Source organism: Komagataeibacter europaeus LMG 18890, from assembly GCF_000285295.1.
GTDB lineage: Bacteria > Pseudomonadota > Alphaproteobacteria > Acetobacterales > Acetobacteraceae > Komagataeibacter > Komagataeibacter europaeus.
Genome location: NZ_CADP01000004.1, coordinates 57,216 through 73,252, shown reverse-complemented (window position 1 = coordinate 73,252; position 16,037 = coordinate 57,216). Strand labels below are relative to the sequence as shown.

Genomic DNA, 16,037 nt, shown 5'->3' with positions numbered 1-16,037 from the left:
CCTTCCTTATCCGTCATGGACCGGACGGAGTAGAGGAATGGCCCGACACCCTATATAGAAAAAACGTTCAACTGCTATGCATTAACTATTCTCATGTCACGGCATATATTCGCATGATTTCGTTTATTTCACACCATTTCTTCCCTTAACTCAAGACCTCTACCTGCTTGAATGAAGGAGTAATGGACATGACCGCAGCCCGGCTGCCCGGTTCCCACCCCATTGAGGACCGGCCACTCGCCGGGGCGCCGCACCCCGATCATCCCTTCCACTGGAAACTGTATGGCTGCGAACTGGTGGCGACAGTGGCCCTGATGATCTGCGGGATCGTGTCCGTCACGGTACTGACGACACCCTATACCGCCATTGGCCGGATGCTTGCCCCCCATCCGATCGTGCAGACGGCGCTGTGCGGTCTGTTTTTCGGACTGTCGGGCACGGTTGCGGCATTCACTCCGTTCGGGCGGGTCAGCGGGGCGCATGTCAGTCCCTCCGTCTCACTGGCATTCAGCCTTGCGGGGCGGCTGGGGGTGGTGGACCTGTGCGGGTATGTGGCGGCACAGATGACAGGGGCGTATGTCGCGACCCTGCTTCTTGCGGCGCTGGGGCATGTGCTGCCCGAATGGGGCCGGATGGCGCAGGCTTCCGCCTATGCCGCGACCGTGCCCTTTTCAGGGGTCGCCATCGTGTGGCCACTGGTGAACGAAGTGGTGCTAACGGCACTGCTGGTGCTGATGCTGTGCTACCTTGCGGGCCATCCCGTCCTGAAATGGGTGACGCCGTGGGCGGGGGGCCTGTTCTTTTTTGTCTGCAACCCGATTTCCGCATGGCTTTCGGGCAACAGTTCCAACCTTGCGCGCAGCTTTGGCCCGGCCATGGTCGCGGGACAGTGGGAGTCGTTCTGGATCTATGCGCTGGGGCCGTTCATGGGGGCTGCGCTGGCGATATGGCTGATCCGCACGCGCGTGCTGGGCCGGATCGAGGTGGAGGAAGCGCGACTGGTCAATTTCGGCCATCATGGCCGCATTCCCTCCCTGCTGCACCCCGGACACCATGCCGGGGAGAAGGACTGAAATCACGATAAATTATAGTGATTAGCCAACGTGGCACTTGCAATTCGTTAAAATCATTCCCAAGATCATTTCACTGAATAACGAATCGGGCAGCCAGCCCGGTTCGCAGGCGTTCTCAGGGCGGGGCGAAATTCCCCACCGGCGGTGTTTGTTCCCTGTAACAGGGGCACATAAGTCCGCGAGCGCCCGGCCGCGGGACATGCGGGCGGGGTCAAGCAGATCCGGTGCAATTCCGGAACCGACGGTTACAGTCCGGATGAGAGAGAACGGAAACTATGGCCCTGCCTTCCATCCGTGAAGGCAGGTGGATGGTTTTACGCGCCCTGAGTCCGTCCGGATGGATGGAGTACTGTGTTTTGGACGCGTTGCCACAGGGTGTCACACCCCATTCAGGCCCAGACATGCCAGCCGCTATCGCGCATGCCTTCCGTGCCGCGGTGGATGAGGCCGCGCGCCATGTGGGTGCGACCGCCCCCAACCCGCCGGTGGGCTGCGCCTTACTGGATGCTGCGGGCACGATCCTGGCCGTTGGCGGCCACCACCGTGCCGGTACCCCCCATGCTGAAATACAGGCCATAAGCCAGTGCCGCGAACGCGGGTTGCTGGATCGCGCCCACACGGCGGTCGTGACACTGGAGCCATGCAACCATACCGGTCGCACCGGCCCGTGTTCACAAGCGCTGCTGGCGACGCCGGTGCGCGATGTCTGGATCGGCGTGCGTGACCCCAATCCCCATGTCGAAGGGGGCGGGGCGGATCACCTGCGCCAGCATGGCCGCCACGTGCATGTCCTGCACCCGACCGGCCCGCAGGCGGAAATCCAGTCCATGTGCCGCAGCCTTCTGGCCCCGTTCGCCCATTTCATGCGCACGGGACAGCCGTGGATCACGGTCAAGCAGGCGCTGGACGCTACGGGGTCCATGGTGCCGCCGGCAGGGCGCACCACCTTTACCTCCGCCGCGTCGCTGGACCTTGCCCACCGCCTGCGCCGCGCAACGGATGCGGTCATTACCGCGGGCGGTACCATCCGCGCCGACAGGCCGGGCCTGAACGTGCGCCGGGTGGCCGACCACCCCGACCGCGCGCCGCGTGTCCTGGCCATCTGCACCCGGACAGGGGAAGTGGACGAGGCTTACCTGCAGGCCGCACGCGCACGCGGCTTTGCGGTGCAGGTCTGTACCGACATCAACGCCCTGCCCGACATGCTGGGCATGGCGGGCGTGACATGGGCCATGGTGGAAGCCGGCCCCCGTCTGCTGGCGGAAATCGAGGCCCGTGGCCTGTGGCATGACTGGCTGACGATTACCGCCCGCCCCGATGCCACGGACCGATACAGCATACGCGTGCGGACGGGGGATGCGACGCCGCTGCGCCTGTTCCCCGAACTGGCCGCCGTGAAGGAGTAAGCATGTTTTCCGGCATTATCGAACACCAGGGCCGTATCACCGCCGCGCGCCGGCTGGACCGGGACCTGGACATAACCGTGGCCACCGGCATTCCTGACCTGGCATTGGGTGAAAGCATTGCCGTCAATGGCGTGTGCCTGACGGTCACGTCGTTTGACGCGGCGGGGACGGCCACGTTCTTCATCAGTTCCGAAACGTTGGACCGCACGGCGCTGGGGCGGATCGCGGCGGGGCACACCGTCAACCTTGAACGCGCGGTCACCCCCACCACCCGCCTGTCGGGCCATATCGTGCAGGGGCATGTGGACGGGACGGGACGTCTTGCGGCGGTGAAACAGGCCGGCGAGGCCCGTCACATCACCTTTGCCGTACCCGCCCGCCTGCGCCGTTACCTGGTGGAAAAGGGATCGATCACGATCGACGGCATCAGCCTGACGCTGAATGAAGTCGGCGCACCGGGGGAAGATGGCTGTGACGCGGATGAATTCCGCATCGCGCTCATGATCATCCCCCACACATGGGACCACACGACCCTTGGCACCCTGAAGGCCAGGGACCCCGTGAATATCGAAGTCGATGTCATCGCAAAATATGTGGAGAGCGTATGTCAGTATCGTTGATGCCCCCGGCACTGGCACAGGCCGTTGCCACCATCCGCCGGGGCGGGATGATCATCCTTGTGGATGACGAGGACCGCGAGAACGAAGGTGACCTGGTCATGGCCGCCGAACTCATGACGCCCGCCGCCATGAACTTCATGGTCACCCATGCCCGCGGGCTGGTGTGCATGCCCATGTCGCCCGAACGCATTGCGCAGCTGAACCTGCCGATGATGACGCAGGTGAACACCTGCCCGCGCGGCACGGCCTTTACCGTATCCATCGAGGCGCGTGAAGGTGTGACCACCGGCATTTCGGCCGCCGACCGCGCCGAAACCGTACTGGTGGCGGCAGCCCCCGATGCGAAGCCCGGGGACTTGGTCTCACCCGGTCATATCTTCCCGCTGCGCGCGGTGCCCGGCGGCACGGTGGCGCGTCCCGGCCATACCGAGGCCTCGGTCGATCTGGCCCGCATGGCGGGGCTGATCCCGGCTGCCGTGATCTGCGAGATCATGAACGAGGACGGCACCATGGCCCGCATGGACGACCTGCGCCCCTACGCCACGCGCCACGGGCTGCAGATCCTGTCCATCGCGGAGCTGGCGAAATGGCTGGAAGCCAACCCGATCCACACCACGCCAGAGGCAAAACCCGCCATCGAGCAGGTCGCCCGCGCCCACCTGCCCAGCCGCTTTGGCGGGCCGGACATGATGATCCACGCCTTTCGCGCGCCCGATGGCACCGAACATGTCGCCATGGTCAAGGGGCAACCCGACCGTGCGGGCGCCGTACCACTGGTGCGCCTGCATTCGGAATGCGTGACGGGCGATGCGCTGGGATCGCTGCGGTGCGACTGCGGCGCGCAACTCCAGGGCGCGCTGGAACAGATCGGGCGCGCGGAATCCGGGGTGCTGGTCTATGTGCGCGGTCATGAGGGGCGCGGCATCGGCCTTGCCAACAAGATCCGCGCCTATGCGCTGCAGGATGAAGGACTGGATACAGTGGACGCCAACCACCGGCTGGGTTTCCAGACCGATGCGCGCGACTGGCAGGCGGCATCCGACATCCTGCGCGCGCTGGGGGTGAACCGGCTCGACCTGCTGACCAACAATCCCGACAAGGTACGTGCGCTGGAACGTCATGGCTTTGACGTGCGTGAACGCATTCCCCTTGCGGTGGAGCCCAATCCCTTCAACCGGGCCTATCTGGAAGCCAAGCGCACCCGGATGGGGCATGCCCTGTGCGAACCCGCGACAGCAGACGCACACTGACAAAAGTTTCCGGTGAAGCTTTTCCCAAAAAGCTTCGAAGAATGCCGCCTTTTTGAAAAAAGGCGGCACCCGGAAACTTTTATTGTTTTTTATCAACAGGTTATTTTCATACACACTCTACACCTGAAAACGGAAAACGCCGGATATGAGCACCAACATCCCTTCCACCCCCGCAACACTTGAATTCGCCCACCCGCCGCGCGTCGCCATTGTGGTCAGCCGCTTCAATGAAAACGTGACCCATGGCCTGCGTGATGGCGCGCTGGCATGGCTGGGGGAACATGACATTTCCATGCGTGATGAAGATGTCATGTATGCGCCGGGTGCGTACGAACTGCCGCTACTGGCGCAGGCGCTGGCGCGCACCGGCCGGTACGACGGCGTGGTATGCCTTGGCTGCGTGATCAAGGGCGATACGGCGCATTTCGAATTCATAAGCCTGGGGGCCGCCGTGGGCCTGCAGCAGGCGGCGCTGAACACGGAAGTGCCGATCGCGTTTGGCGTACTGACCACCTACACGGACGAACAGGCGGTAGTCCGTTCGCGTGACGATGTGCACAACAAGGGTCGCGAAGCCGTGGCCGCCTGTGTTGAAAGTATCGCATTGCTTCAGAAAATCAGAGGCTGCTAAGATATGCTGGCAGTCCATTAAATGGCTGAAAACAGCCTTTTAATGGTCCTGTTTCTGGGAATATGGACAGGGATGGCGAATGCGGCAGCTTACCTTCATCGCCGGGGCATTCGGTATCGGTCTGACGATATGGATGCTGGGGCGTTTTGGCCTGCATGACATCCTCCGGCTGATCGCGGCCGGGGGGTGGAGCATTCCTGTCATCATCATTTTCCATGCAAGCCAGGTCTGTGTTTCCGCGCAGGCATGGCGCCTGCTGGCCCAGAGTGGCCGCCCTCGCCTGTCCTTTACCGACTTTTTCGCCCTGCGCTGCGCGCGTGAAGGGATCAACAACCTGCTGCCGGTGGCACAGGTTGGTGGCGAGGTCATTACCACCCGCCTCATGGCCCGGCGTGAAAACCTCGGGATCAGGCGCGCCGCCGCCGCCACGATCTGCGACCTGACCATTGAACTGCTCAGCCAGGTGACATTCACGCTGATCGGGCTTGGGGTGCTGTTCTGCCTGGTCAACCGTTCGCATGTGACGGACGAACTGATGGAAAGTGCCGGGGCGGCCGTAGCACTGGGTGCGGTGTTCTTCGGCAGCCAGTACCTGGGCGCCATTTCCCTTGTGGAAAAACTGCTGGTGCGCATCGCCGCCCATCTGGGATGGGACGGGGTGGAAGACATCCGTGGCCTGCATGCCGAAATCATCGCCCTGTACCGCACGCATGAAAATTCGCTGCGCGCGGGGGCCCTGCAACTGCTTGGCTGGTCGCTTGGCACGTTCGAGGTGTTCCTTGTCCTGACCGCCATGGGGCATCCGCTCTCGCTGGCTGACAGTTTTGTGATCGAAAGCGTGGGGCAGGCCGCGAAGTCGGCCGGTTTTGCCGTACCCGGCGCGCTGGGCGTGTCGGAAGGGGGATATATCATCATCGGCAGCCTGTTCGGACTGTCGCCACAGGTCGGGATCGCGCTGTCGCTCATCAAGCGCCTGCGGGAGATTGCATGGGGGCTGCCCTCGCTCGTGGCATGGCAGGTGATGGAAATACGCTGGATCCGTCCCGCCCCGTCCACCACCGGGGAGATGCACCTGCCCGGTCAGTCATGACGTCCGGGTACGGCGCGGTACATCGTGTGACAAAGAACCACCTTGCATCGGGACCACATCATGGGCCAAACCGGGCCTCTTCACCGACTGCCGCGCTTCATGCGGCACGACGTAGGTTTCTGAAGGGCTGAATACTCGTCATGCTATCGGTACCGCTTGGGCGCCTTGTCGCTTTCTGTTCCCGTCGTGCCATTGCGGTGGTACTGGCATTCGCCTGCCTGATCGCGGGGGCGACCTATGCCAGCTATGCGCTTCTGGGCGTGACCACGGATACTGGGACGATGTTCTCGGCCTCGCTGGACTGGAAAAAGCGCTCGGACGAGATGGGACGGCTGTTTCCGCAGAAACAGGACCAGCTTGTCGCCGTGATCGACGCGGCCCTGCCTGAAGAGGCACAGCAGACCGCGCTGGCGCTGGCGGCGAAGCTGCGTGACGACCATGATCATTTCAATTATGTCACCACGCCGCAGACAGATCCCTATCTGGTGCGCAACGGTCTCATGTTCCTTGACCCCAAGGCGCTGGAACGGGTGCTCAACACCACCATTACCGCGCAGCCATTCCTGAGCGAACTGGCCGCCGACCCGTCGGGGCGCGGCCTGTTCAACGCGCTGAACCTGATCGCGCTGGGCATAAGCCAGGGACAGGCCGACCTTGGTCCCTTCCATGCGGCACTGGACGGTTTCGCCACAACGCTGCAGCATTCGGTATCGGACACGCCCGAACCCCTGTCATGGGAACGCCTGCTGGCGGGTGACCTGGCCGACCTTGGTGGCAAGTACCAGTTTGTCGTAACCCAGCCCAAGCTGGATTATGATTCCTTCCAGCCCGGTGGCGCCGCGTCGGACGCCATCCGTAATGCCGCCAATGACCTGCCATTCGTCAAGAGCGGCCGGGCGCATGTCCACATTACCGGCGATACCCAGATAGCGGATGAGGAATTCGCCACCGTGGCCGAAGGCATGGTGGCCGGATTGCTGGGGTCGCTGGTGCTGGTCACGCTGTGGCTGATCCTGGCGGTGCATACGTGGCGCATTATCATTCCCATCATCATCACGCTGGTGTCCGGGCTGCTGCTGACCACGGGTTTTGCTGCGATCGTGGTGGGCAAGCTGAACCTGATTTCAGTCGCCTTCGCCATCCTGTTCGTTGGCATCGCGGTGGATTTCGCCATCCAGTTCTCGGTCCGGTTCCGTGCGCAGGCGCTGCCGGATGGATCCTCACCGGGGCTGCTGGAGGCGCTTGAGCAGACCGGCAATGAAACCGGGCACCAGATCCTTGTCGCCGCCATGGCGACCTCGGCCGGGTTCCTGGCCTTTACCCCCACCGCCTTTGTCGGCGTGGCCCAGCTTGGCCTGATTGCCGGTTTCGGCATGCTGTTCGCCTTCATCTGCACGCTGACGCTGCTGCCGGCGCTGCTGCGGCTGTTCCGCCCGACTTCGGGACATGGCAAGATCGGGTTTGCCTTCGCCCGCCCGATTGACGTTGCGATCCGCCATCACCGCAGGCCGATCCTGGGCGCCTTCGTCGTGATCGCGCTGGTGGGCGTCGCCCTTGTCCCCCGCCTGACATTCGACGCCGACCCGCTGCATACCAAGAACCCCAGGTCGGAAGGCATGGTCACGCTGGGCATGCTGATGTCGGAACCGCAGTATTCGCCCTATACGGTGGATGTGCTGATGCCGAACCTGGACCAGGCTGCCGCCATGTCCGACAAGCTGTCGGACCTGCCCATGGTGCATGACGCGCTGTGGCTTGGGTCGCTTGTGCCCACGGACCAGAAGACCAAGCTGCCCCTGATCCAGGATGCCGCGAACATCATGCTGCCGACCCTGCTGGTCCCCAACCCCAGACCCGCGCCGAATGCGGACGACCTGCGGACGGCGGCGGCCAAGACGGCGGCGGCACTTGGCGGCGTGATGGACAAGCTGCCCGCCAATGACCCGCTGCGCCGCATCCAGTCGGCACTGGCCCACCTGTCGCAGGCGGATGACCAGCGCGTGCTGGCCACCAATGAGGCGCTGGTGCGCTTCCTGCCCATGCAGCTGAACATGCTGCGCGACATGCTGCAGGTGAAGCCGGTTGCGATTTCCGACGTGCCCGCGCAACTGGCGCATGACTACCTTCTGCCCGATGGCCGCGCTCTGGTCGAGGTCCACCCGACCAAGGAGATGAAGGGCAACCGGGCGCTGCACACCTATGTGGATGAAATCCAGAAGGTCGCCCCGATGGCGGCGGGTTCCGCCATCGACATCGTGCAGAGTGCGGCGACCATGGTGCATGCCTTTGTCACGGCGGCTGCCGCCGCCATCGTGATGATCGCCATCATCCTTGCCGTCGCCCTGCGCAAGCTGCTGGATACGGTGCTGGTGCTGGCGCCGTTGCTGCTTTCGGCGCTGATGACGGTCATCCTGATCATCGTGGTGCCCGAACAGCTGAACTTCGCCAACATCATCGCCCTTCCCCTGCTGCTGGGGGTTGGCGTGTCGTTCAACATCTATTTCGTCATGAACTGGCGGGCGGGAATCAGGCTGCCCCTGTCCAGCCCAACAGCACGCGCAGTGCTGTTTTCCGCGCTGACGACCGGCACGGCCTTTGGTTCGCTGGCGGCGTCCCACCATCCGGGCACGGCCAGCATGGGCCGGCTGCTGCTGCTGTCGCTGGCGTGCACGCTGGTGGCGACGCTGATCTTCGTGCCCGCGCTCCTGCCCAAGCGCCCGATTGATGAGGAATGATCCCATCCTGCCGGGAAAACAGAAAAGGCCGCACCCGAAAGGATGCGGCCTTTTTTATACAGACCCCGATCAGGACGGCTTCCGAAGCCCTGCGGATCATGAACGGTTCCGGGCGCAGTCTCCCGTTACGGTCCTGCCTGTAGCCAGTCCTGTCTTTCCTGTTCCGTCAGGGGCAGGGGAAGGGCCATCTGGCGACGACTGGACAGGACGCAGGTTTCCAGGACCGCCATCAACGCCACGGCCTGTATGGGGGGTACGGGGTTATGGCCACGGCCCATGATCGCATCGCGCAGCATGGCATAATAGATCCGCTGGTCACCGGGCGGTGCAGGCAGCGCACGCGGTGCATCGGCACCATCGAACACAAGCATGTCGTCAGGGTCGTCGCCCCAGCCCGGGTCACCGGGACGCATTCCGGCCCGAAGCTGGTTTTCCTGCTGGTCGGCCTGATGTTTCACGATCGTGCCACGTGTCCCATGCACGACAAAGCGTGGACCGATGCCGACAGCAGGCTGCAATGCAGGCTGACCCGTCTTTCTCCATAGGTCAGCAGTACCTGCGCCCAGTCATCACCACGGGCATTGTCGCGCTGGCGGGCCAGGCTGGCCTGCACAAGATCCGGCAGGCCAAACAGTTGCAGGGCCTGATCGGCCATGTGCGGGCCAAGGTCGAACCACAGTCCGCCGCCCGCTTCATCCGTTTCGCGCCAGCGTTCACGCACCTGCGGGCGGAAGCGGTCCATGCGCGATTCCAGTTCGGTGACCCGCCCGACCTGACCGGTCGTAATCAGGTTGCGGATACCAAGAAAATCGCTGTCCCATCGCCGGTTCTGGAAAACGGACAGGAACCGCCCCTGCTCACGGGCAACCTGTGCCACCATGCGCGCCTGTTCCAGCGTGATGGTGAATGGCTTGTCCACCACCACATGCAACCCGGCGCGTAACGCCGTGATGGCAAGGTCGGCATGGGTCGCATTCGGGGTGGCGATGACCACCATGTCCAGATCAGGCAGGGTGAACAGGGTCTCGGGCGTCGTCGTGACCGTTACCTGCGGCCAGTCACGTAAAACCGCATCGCGCTGTCCCGAACAGACGGCGACCAGTTCAAGCCCCGGCGTCGCGGCGATCAGGGGAGCATGAAAAATACGCCCGGCAAAGCCATAGCCGACAAGGCCGACCCGTAATGGCCAGCGTGGTGGTGTGGACATGCGTCTCCCTTCCCTATGGTTTCCCATGATGATGGAAACCAGCACATGAAGGGGACAATATCAGAAGCCGTTTCAAAACAGTCTACTGACGAAAATAATAAAAGTTTTTGGTGAAGCTTTTTCAAAAAGCTTCAAGGAACGCCGCCGTTGTGAAAAAAGGCAGCACGCAAAAACTTCTCTGGCATCAGTCAGACGCTTGTGGGCTGCACTGTTTCCATCACGCAGCCCGGCACATCAGAACAGCAGGATCATACCGCCGGATGCACTGTTGTCGCTTTCCTTGTACGGGCCATGGGCTGCGGAACTGGTATGGGCGTATTCGGCCACAAGGTTCAGCCAGTCCGTCATCTTGTAGTAGGCGGCGCCCACTTCGGATTCATTGCGGCGGACAAGGTCGGGATTGCTTTCACCCGGTGCAAGGTAGAGGTTACTGACACCATAGCTTCCGACCAGTTTGAACTTCTTGGTGAAGTTATACATCATCTGGACATAGTAGCCTTCCGACGAACGCTTGCGCCCGTTGGCAGCCACACCGTCAAAGAACAGGCCGGTCGTGCCCAGCCCGCTGCCACGATAGTAGTAGCCCACGAACTGCGCCGGGCCGTAGGTCAGCTTCGTGCCGATTTCGCCCGCTTCCGCCGTGACGCCATGCTTCTGGCCGGGAATGACGGCGACATCAGCGGTACTGCTGGTGGTCATATTGTAAATGCCACCATTTTCTTCAAGCAACTGGGTGGAAACCGTGGTCGTCTTGCTGACCGTCAGGTTCTGCTGGTGCTGGGTCAGGAAGCTGGCCCAGATACGGGCACTCAGCCCCCCGATCTTGAAGTCATAGGTCACCTTGCCCTGGATCATGGGCGAACTGTGCTGGGTGGACCCGGCGGAATAGGCAGTGCCGTTGGGATCATCACCGGAGAAATCGAACTCATCCAGCGGCTGCAGGATACCGATCGTGCCCTGGAAGCCCTTGATGGTGGGCGACTGATACGAAATCTGCGGGATCCAGTCGGCATACACGTAACCGACGCCGATACGGCCCAGCGATGTATTGCCCGGGGCCGAGTTGCTGCCGGTGGAACCGACGCTCAGCAGGGTCGCGTCATCGAGGATGGCGTCACCGCCAAAGATGCCAAGATCACGACCGATCTTGAACGTGCCCCATTTCTTGTTGCCCGCCGTCACGTAAACCTGACGAAAATCGATGCCGGCGGTGCCAAGGCCCACCGGGCTACCGCCGGTATTGGCGTTGAAGGCGCCGTTCTTGGCGTTGTCGATACCGGGATACATGCCCATGACGGCGGCAAGGTCGATGCCGTTCTGCGTTGTCGAGAGCTTGAGGATCAGGCCAGCAGGCAGCAGGCCGTTACGCAGCGCTGAGGAATCGAACCCGCTTGCCCCGGTCGAGACGCCACCCGCCACCGGCATGCCGCCCGCCGGACTGTTATAGGTATAGAATCCGTTGATGAAGCCCGACAGGTTGATATCGACCGGACCTGCCTTGAAGGTCAGGCCCTTGCCGGGCTGATATTTCTCCATGCGCACGAATGACAGACCGCCGCCAAGCCCCATGGAATGCTGGGCGGCCAGCCAGGTGGATTCGGCCGATGCCGCGCTGGCCTGCGCGCTGGCTGCCGCCTGCTGCGCCTGTGCCAGCACATAGTCGGGGTCCATGCCGCCACCGCCAATGTCGATCTGGCCGGGGGGCTGGACCTGCTGGCCCATGGCGGTGCGCATCTGGGCATGGGCGGACGTGGGGACGGCCATATGGCGCTGTGCGGGCATGTACTGCGTCGTGCGGCTGGCGGATGCCGCTTCGCGCACATGCTGCATGTGATGGGCCAGAAGCCCCTTGTACTCACCCTGTGTCAGGCTGCCCTTTGCCTTCAGGATGTCGAGAAGTTCACTATAATCGTCAGCCCGCGCATCTTCGGGGCAGGCAAGGGACGCGCTCCCGCTTGCCATAACAACTACCGCGCCAATACGCGCCAATTTTCCTGCCGACATAGTATTAAACTCCCTGCCAGCATTCATGTTGTATAAAACCCTGCGGGTCAATGGCCCCCATCAGGCGCAACAGGTGCCGTCCAGCTACATGACATGTATGTAATAACACAGGGACTCTTCCCCCCGCAGGGGATGAAAACAGGTCATGTGTTCCCGTATCCGGATGGATTCGTTGGCAAATCTTCCTTCTTTTTCATACAATGTTCAAAATATGGTCAGTGGAGAACACATGTGCGTTTTCCGACCGGAAGCGTACGATATCGCAGTACGACAGGGACCGCGAGACAGGGAAAGAGTCGGTATCGTAACATTTCGAAGGATGCATCAAACAATCGTGTGCGCATGTTTTTCTGCCCCGTGATCAGTAAAAAACAACACAGGTACGTTATCTGCATTCAGGAATACAGAATATATCATCACAAAGCTGTGTTTGTATTCTATTGGTTAATTATTGACTGTATCCCATATGCCCTATCCCGCATTCAGGGCCGTGCGGGCTTGCCGCCACGCGGCTTCCAGCGCATCGACCATCGTGTCATGGGGCCTGGTCCATTCCGCCGCGTCCTGTCCGGGCATGCCCAGGCGCGCACGCCACTGGACCGTACCGGTGGATGAAGGCTGGCGGTCAAGGCTGAGCGTCCAGTCCACCGGGATGCGCGCCAGAACACGCGCCAGCCGTTTTTCCGGTGTCAGTGGTGTTGCGTAATTATGTGACATGGACTCTCCTTACGTGTGCGCAATATCGACTCTGTCCTTGACGTGGACGGTGATAAGCCCAAAAAACGCAGGCTTTGCCCGTAGCCAAGGATATGCCTTTCGTGTCTGCCTTCCCCGGCCTTGTTCCCGATGCATCCGTTGATGGTGTCGCCCACCTGATCCAGACCGCGCTGACACCGGTTTTCATGCTGTCGGGTATCGGCACGTTGCTGAACATGTTCAATACACGACTGGCCCGTGTCAGTGACCATATCGAGACGGTACGCGACAAGCTGGAAAATGCCGATGACAAAAGCAGCACGGATTCCGTGCTGCTGTTACGCCGGTTGACGCATCTGCATTACCGTACCCTGCTGCTGGATGCGTCCATCCTGTTCGCGGGCGTGGGTGGGGCATCGGCCTGTGGCTCAGCCTTTGCGCTGTTCATGGGCAGCGTGCGCGATGCGTCGATTGCATGGTGGCTGGTACTGATGTTCGGCAATGCGCTGGTCTGCACCGTCATTGCGCTGGCCATGTTCCTTGGTGACAGCCTTGTTGCGTGGCATGGCCTGCGGGTCACGACCTTCCTGCCGCACAAGCAGGACATGCTGAACAACATCGTTGACTGACATGCCGGTCAGGGTACCGCAGTCCGGTTGAACGGATCGATGGCGTACTGTTCCAGCGGCATGTCATGCGTCATCATGCCATGGGCATGCAGGAACGCGGCGAAAGCGGTATAGCGGGGCACGTCCAGCAGCGCTGGCTGCTTGCAGATGCGCGGCAGGGTGGCCTGCCATGCCGCCCGGTTCAGCGGCGTATCGAATTCCGGGTGGTCATGGATCGTCTGGGCCAGCATGGCGTCGGGGTGGTTGATCAGGGTATTCGCCCCCTCCGCCAGCGCATCCATGAACTGGCGTATCCATGCATCGTGCGCATGGTCGCGACCGGCCAGGAAGATCAGTTCATCTGACATCGGCACGCCATGTTCCTCGGGGAAAAACGCGGAAACCTTTATCCCTTTCTGCTGCAGGTCGATCAGTTCATATGTCCGCACCGCCCCGATCACGCCATCCACGGCATGACTTATGATGGCCTGTTCCAGCTGGAAATTGACATTGACCTGATGCACGTCGGTCATGGCCAGTCCTGCCGAATGCAGCATGGTGTCCAGTGCCGCGTCATCCACCCCCGGCATGGACACGCCAATGGTTTTGCCCTTCAGGTCGGCGATGGTGTGGACACCTTCCCCCGTAATCAGGACATTCAGCGGGGTATCGATCAGGGTGCCCACCCGTACCAGCGGGATGTTCTGGTCCGCCAGCATGCCAAGCTGCGTCTGGTAGGATATGGCCAGGTCCGCCTGCCCCGCCGCGACCAGGCGCGCGGGGGATCCGGGGTCCGCTGGCGCGACCAGTTGTACATCCAGCCCATGACGGGCGAATGCGCCGCTGTACCGGGCGGCCAGAAGGGCGGCGTGATCGGCGTTGAGGAACCAGTACAGCACGACCGTGACCTGCTGGCTTGCGGCATGGGCAGGCAACGCCAGCGCCGTGCAGGACAGGATACCTGCTGCCCAGAAGGCGCGCATGAAGGTTCGCATGGATGACGGGCTCCCTTTCCATGACGTCCGTGATCCACGGCAGGCAGGGAACGGGTGCTTGCGTCCCGATCGGGACAGCCTCCCTTCGCTGGCATGACCCAGATCAGGTTCAACGGGTGTGATCTCAGCCCACACATGTCATGGGCACCCCGGTCAGGCAGGAAGAGTGTGGGCACAGCCCGCATCCGTCAAGTCACGGATGAAAGACCATGCCCGATCCCGTATCAGGCGTCGGACTGCTGCCGTTCACGCCGTGCGCATAGGGGCAGCAGCACAAGGAAATAACCGAAATAATACAGTGCCGCGATCCGGCCCGCGATCATCCAGCCGCCTTCGGCATGGTGACGGCCCACCAGTCCCATCAGCACGAACGATATGACCAGTCCCGCCATGCCCATCCGGCAGGCCGGGCGAAAGCGCGCCGAACGGACGGGCGAACGGTCCAGCCACGGCACCGCAAACAGGATCAGGATCGACCCCGCCGCCGCCAGCAGACCGCCAAACTTGGACGGCACCGACTGCAGCAGGCCATAGAACGGCAGGAAATACCATTCCGGTTCAATATCGGCGGGCGTGTGCATGGGGTTGGCGGGGCGGTAGTTTTCCGGCTCGGACAACAGGTCGGGCCACAGGAACGCAAGGGCTACGAACACCAGCGCGAACAGCACGAGGCCCGTCAGGTCCTTGGTGGTGTAATAGGGGTGGAAGGGCACGGTCTGGCGTTCGGGCACCGGCTTGCCATCGGGATTGTTCGGCCCGCTGACATGCAGCGCCGCCACATGGAAGGCCACGACAGCCACAATGGCGAACGCCATGAGGAAGTGCAGCACGAAGAAGCGGTGGATGAAGATATCCCCCAGCTGGTCGCTGCCTTCCATGATGTGTTCAAGTGTTCCGCCAATGACCGGCACGGCGCCCACCGCCTTGCCCGCGACATCGGCCCCCCAGTAGGACATCTGCCCCCATGGCAGCACATAGCCCGCGAATGCCGTGACCATGACCATCAGCAGCAGCCCCAGGCCACTCAGCCACAGGATTTCGCGCGGCTGCTTGTATGACCCGTAATACAGCCCCCGGAACAGGTGGATATACAGCGCGGCCATGAACAGGCTGGCCCCGGTCATGTGCATCGCGCGCAGCATCCAGCCACCCGGTAGCTGGCGTTCAATCATCTCCACCGACATGAAGGCCCCGGCGGAGGTGGGGGTATAGTTCATGGCCAGGAAAATGCCCGTGGCCAGCATCAGCACCAGCACTGCGGTCAGGATCGCCCCGAAATTCCACAGCGCATTCAGGTTCCATGGCATGCGGAAGTCGATATATTCCTGCCGGAAGCCGCTTATGACCGGAAGCCTGCGGTCGATCCAGGACAGGATGCCGCCAGAACGTTCGGATGGCGCATGTGGGGGAATGTTTTCGGGGAGGCTGGACCCGCTCATTCTGGTTTCCTGAATTCAGACGAAAGAAAAATCAGGTAACGGTGTAGCAGCCACGGGGGCGGCAGGCACCTCATCTTTTTGAATCAGGAACGATTTCATGCCGCGATATAGCGCAAGGGTGGCAGGCATCCATGCGCCCGGACATGCGGACAGGCACAGGACCAGAAGGCTGCGCCACAACGGTAATTTCTGATTTCAAGGAAAGTGGCGCACCCGAAAGGACTCGAACCTCTAACCCCCAGATTCGTAGTCTGGTGCTCTATCCAGTTGAGCTACGGGTGCG

The 16,037-nt window shown here is 62.0% G+C and carries 14 protein-coding genes, 1 tRNA gene and 2 riboswitches; of the genes, 8 read left to right on the top strand and 7 right to left on the bottom strand.

What is annotated here, in order from left to right; genetic code table 11:
- Nucleotides 1-182: 182 nt before the first annotated feature.
- From GEU01_RS03445 to GEU01_RS03415, 7 genes are all read left to right on the top strand, one after another.
- Nucleotides 183-1,073, top strand: coding sequence for an MIP/aquaporin family protein (locus tag GEU01_RS03445; protein WP_019084952.1), 891 nt, complete (start codon nucleotides 183-185; stop codon nucleotides 1,071-1,073).
- Nucleotides 1,074-1,180: 107 nt separating this feature from the next.
- A riboswitch (FMN riboswitch) is annotated at nucleotides 1,181-1,345 on the top strand.
- Nucleotides 1,346-1,474: 129 nt separating this feature from the next.
- Nucleotides 1,475-2,479, top strand: coding sequence for a bifunctional diaminohydroxyphosphoribosylaminopyrimidine deaminase/5-amino-6-(5-phosphoribosylamino)uracil reductase RibD (gene ribD, locus GEU01_RS03440; RefSeq protein ID WP_019084951.1), 1,005 nt, complete (start codon nucleotides 1,475-1,477; stop codon nucleotides 2,477-2,479).
- 2 nt (nucleotides 2,480-2,481) lie between these two features.
- Entirely contained in the window at nucleotides 2,482-3,099 is a 618-nt protein-coding gene (locus GEU01_RS03435) for a riboflavin synthase (protein WP_019084950.1), read from the top strand.
- Nucleotides 3,099-4,349 (top strand): bifunctional 3,4-dihydroxy-2-butanone-4-phosphate synthase/GTP cyclohydrolase II, encoded by a 1,251-nt coding sequence (locus GEU01_RS03430; protein WP_019084949.1) that lies wholly within the window; start codon nucleotides 3,099-3,101, stop codon nucleotides 4,347-4,349. The genes GEU01_RS03435 and GEU01_RS03430 overlap by 1 nt, the downstream gene beginning before the upstream one ends.
- 145 nt (nucleotides 4,350-4,494) lie before the next feature.
- Nucleotides 4,495-4,980, top strand: a complete 486-nt coding sequence (ribH, locus tag GEU01_RS03425) for a 6,7-dimethyl-8-ribityllumazine synthase (RefSeq protein WP_019084948.1) — start codon at nucleotides 4,495-4,497, stop codon at nucleotides 4,978-4,980.
- Between the two features lie 79 nt (nucleotides 4,981-5,059).
- The gene (locus GEU01_RS03420; protein ID WP_019084947.1) at nucleotides 5,060-6,070 is read left to right on the top strand and encodes a lysylphosphatidylglycerol synthase domain-containing protein; all 1,011 of its coding nucleotides are present in this window, start codon (nucleotides 5,060-5,062) and stop codon (nucleotides 6,068-6,070) included.
- A gap of 140 nt (nucleotides 6,071-6,210) precedes the next feature.
- Complete coding sequence (locus GEU01_RS03415; protein ID WP_019084946.1) at nucleotides 6,211-8,805, top strand: MMPL family transporter; 2,595 nt, start codon at nucleotides 6,211-6,213, stop codon at nucleotides 8,803-8,805.
- Between the two features lie 125 nt (nucleotides 8,806-8,930).
- Here the strand turns inward: GEU01_RS03415 and GEU01_RS27495 are convergent, their stop codons facing one another.
- From GEU01_RS27495 to GEU01_RS03400, 4 genes are all read right to left on the bottom strand, one after another.
- A complete protein-coding gene (locus GEU01_RS27495; protein ID WP_265000620.1) occupies nucleotides 8,931-9,263 on the bottom strand; it encodes a Gfo/Idh/MocA family oxidoreductase in 333 nt (110 codons plus the stop codon).
- Nucleotides 9,260-10,012 carry a Gfo/Idh/MocA family oxidoreductase gene (locus GEU01_RS22250; RefSeq protein ID WP_265000621.1) on the bottom strand — a complete coding sequence of 251 codons (753 nt, stop codon included), beginning with the start codon at nucleotides 10,010-10,012 and terminating at the stop codon, nucleotides 9,260-9,262. Before GEU01_RS22250 ends, GEU01_RS27495 begins: the two co-directional genes overlap by 4 nt.
- Before the next feature lie 234 nt (nucleotides 10,013-10,246).
- Nucleotides 10,247-12,016 carry a porin family protein gene (locus GEU01_RS03405; protein ID WP_026018466.1) on the bottom strand — a complete coding sequence of 590 codons (1,770 nt, stop codon included), beginning with the start codon at nucleotides 12,014-12,016 and terminating at the stop codon, nucleotides 10,247-10,249.
- Between the two features lie 471 nt (nucleotides 12,017-12,487).
- Nucleotides 12,488-12,733 carry a hypothetical protein gene (locus GEU01_RS03400; protein WP_019084944.1) on the bottom strand — a complete coding sequence of 82 codons (246 nt, stop codon included), beginning with the start codon at nucleotides 12,731-12,733 and terminating at the stop codon, nucleotides 12,488-12,490.
- A 92-nt stretch (nucleotides 12,734-12,825) separates the two neighbouring features.
- Here GEU01_RS03400 and GEU01_RS03395 point away from each other — a divergent pair, with 92 nt between their 5' ends.
- Nucleotides 12,826-13,341 (top strand): DUF2721 domain-containing protein, encoded by a 516-nt coding sequence (locus tag GEU01_RS03395; protein WP_019084943.1) that lies wholly within the window; start codon nucleotides 12,826-12,828, stop codon nucleotides 13,339-13,341.
- Between the two features lie 8 nt (nucleotides 13,342-13,349).
- Here GEU01_RS03395 and GEU01_RS03390 read toward each other — a convergent pair whose 3' ends face one another.
- The 3 genes from GEU01_RS03390 to GEU01_RS03380 all read right to left on the bottom strand — a co-directional run bounded on the left by GEU01_RS03390 (nucleotide 13,350) and on the right by GEU01_RS03380 (nucleotide 16,036).
- Complete coding sequence (locus GEU01_RS03390) at nucleotides 13,350-14,303, bottom strand: ABC transporter substrate-binding protein (RefSeq protein WP_019084942.1); 954 nt, start codon at nucleotides 14,301-14,303, stop codon at nucleotides 13,350-13,352.
- Between the two features lie 75 nt (nucleotides 14,304-14,378).
- A riboswitch (TPP riboswitch) is annotated at nucleotides 14,379-14,477 on the bottom strand.
- A gap of 62 nt (nucleotides 14,478-14,539) precedes the next feature.
- Complete coding sequence (locus GEU01_RS03385; RefSeq protein WP_019084941.1) at nucleotides 14,540-15,754, bottom strand: cytochrome b; 1,215 nt, start codon at nucleotides 15,752-15,754, stop codon at nucleotides 14,540-14,542.
- A 205-nt stretch (nucleotides 15,755-15,959) separates the two neighbouring features.
- Nucleotides 15,960-16,036: transfer RNA gene (locus GEU01_RS03380), tRNA-Arg, on the bottom strand.
- Between the last annotated feature and the right edge of the window lies 1 nt (nucleotide 16,037).

What these genes read in the sequence shown, in the direction of transcription:
- GEU01_RS03395 (WP_019084943.1), top strand. Translation starts at nt 12,826, where the DNA reads ATGCCTTTCGTGTCTGCCTTCCCCGGCCTTGTTCCCGATGCATCCGTT.
- GEU01_RS03415 (WP_019084946.1), top strand. Translation starts at nt 6,211, where the DNA reads ATGCTATCGGTACCGCTTGGGCGCCTTGTCGCTTTCTGTTCCCGTCGT.
- GEU01_RS03405 (WP_026018466.1), bottom strand. Translation starts at nt 12,016, where the DNA reads ATGTCGGCAGGAAAATTGGCGCGTATTGGCGCGGTAGTTGTTATGGCA.
- GEU01_RS03435 (WP_019084950.1), top strand. Translation starts at nt 2,482, where the DNA reads ATGTTTTCCGGCATTATCGAACACCAGGGCCGTATCACCGCCGCGCGC.
- GEU01_RS22250 (WP_265000621.1), bottom strand. Translation starts at nt 10,012, where the DNA reads ATGTCCACACCACCACGCTGGCCATTACGGGTCGGCCTTGTCGGCTAT.
- GEU01_RS03400 (WP_019084944.1), bottom strand. Translation starts at nt 12,733, where the DNA reads ATGTCACATAATTACGCAACACCACTGACACCGGAAAAACGGCTGGCG.
- GEU01_RS03390 (WP_019084942.1), bottom strand. Translation starts at nt 14,303, where the DNA reads ATGCGCGCCTTCTGGGCAGCAGGTATCCTGTCCTGCACGGCGCTGGCG.
- ribD (WP_019084951.1), top strand. Translation starts at nt 1,475, where the DNA reads ATGCCAGCCGCTATCGCGCATGCCTTCCGTGCCGCGGTGGATGAGGCC.
- GEU01_RS03430 (WP_019084949.1), top strand. Translation starts at nt 3,099, where the DNA reads ATGCCCCCGGCACTGGCACAGGCCGTTGCCACCATCCGCCGGGGCGGG.
- GEU01_RS03385 (WP_019084941.1), bottom strand. Translation starts at nt 15,754, where the DNA reads ATGAGCGGGTCCAGCCTCCCCGAAAACATTCCCCCACATGCGCCATCC.
- GEU01_RS03445 (WP_019084952.1), top strand. Translation starts at nt 183, where the DNA reads ATGGACATGACCGCAGCCCGGCTGCCCGGTTCCCACCCCATTGAGGAC.
- GEU01_RS03420 (WP_019084947.1), top strand. Translation starts at nt 5,060, where the DNA reads ATGCGGCAGCTTACCTTCATCGCCGGGGCATTCGGTATCGGTCTGACG.
- ribH (WP_019084948.1), top strand. Translation starts at nt 4,495, where the DNA reads ATGAGCACCAACATCCCTTCCACCCCCGCAACACTTGAATTCGCCCAC.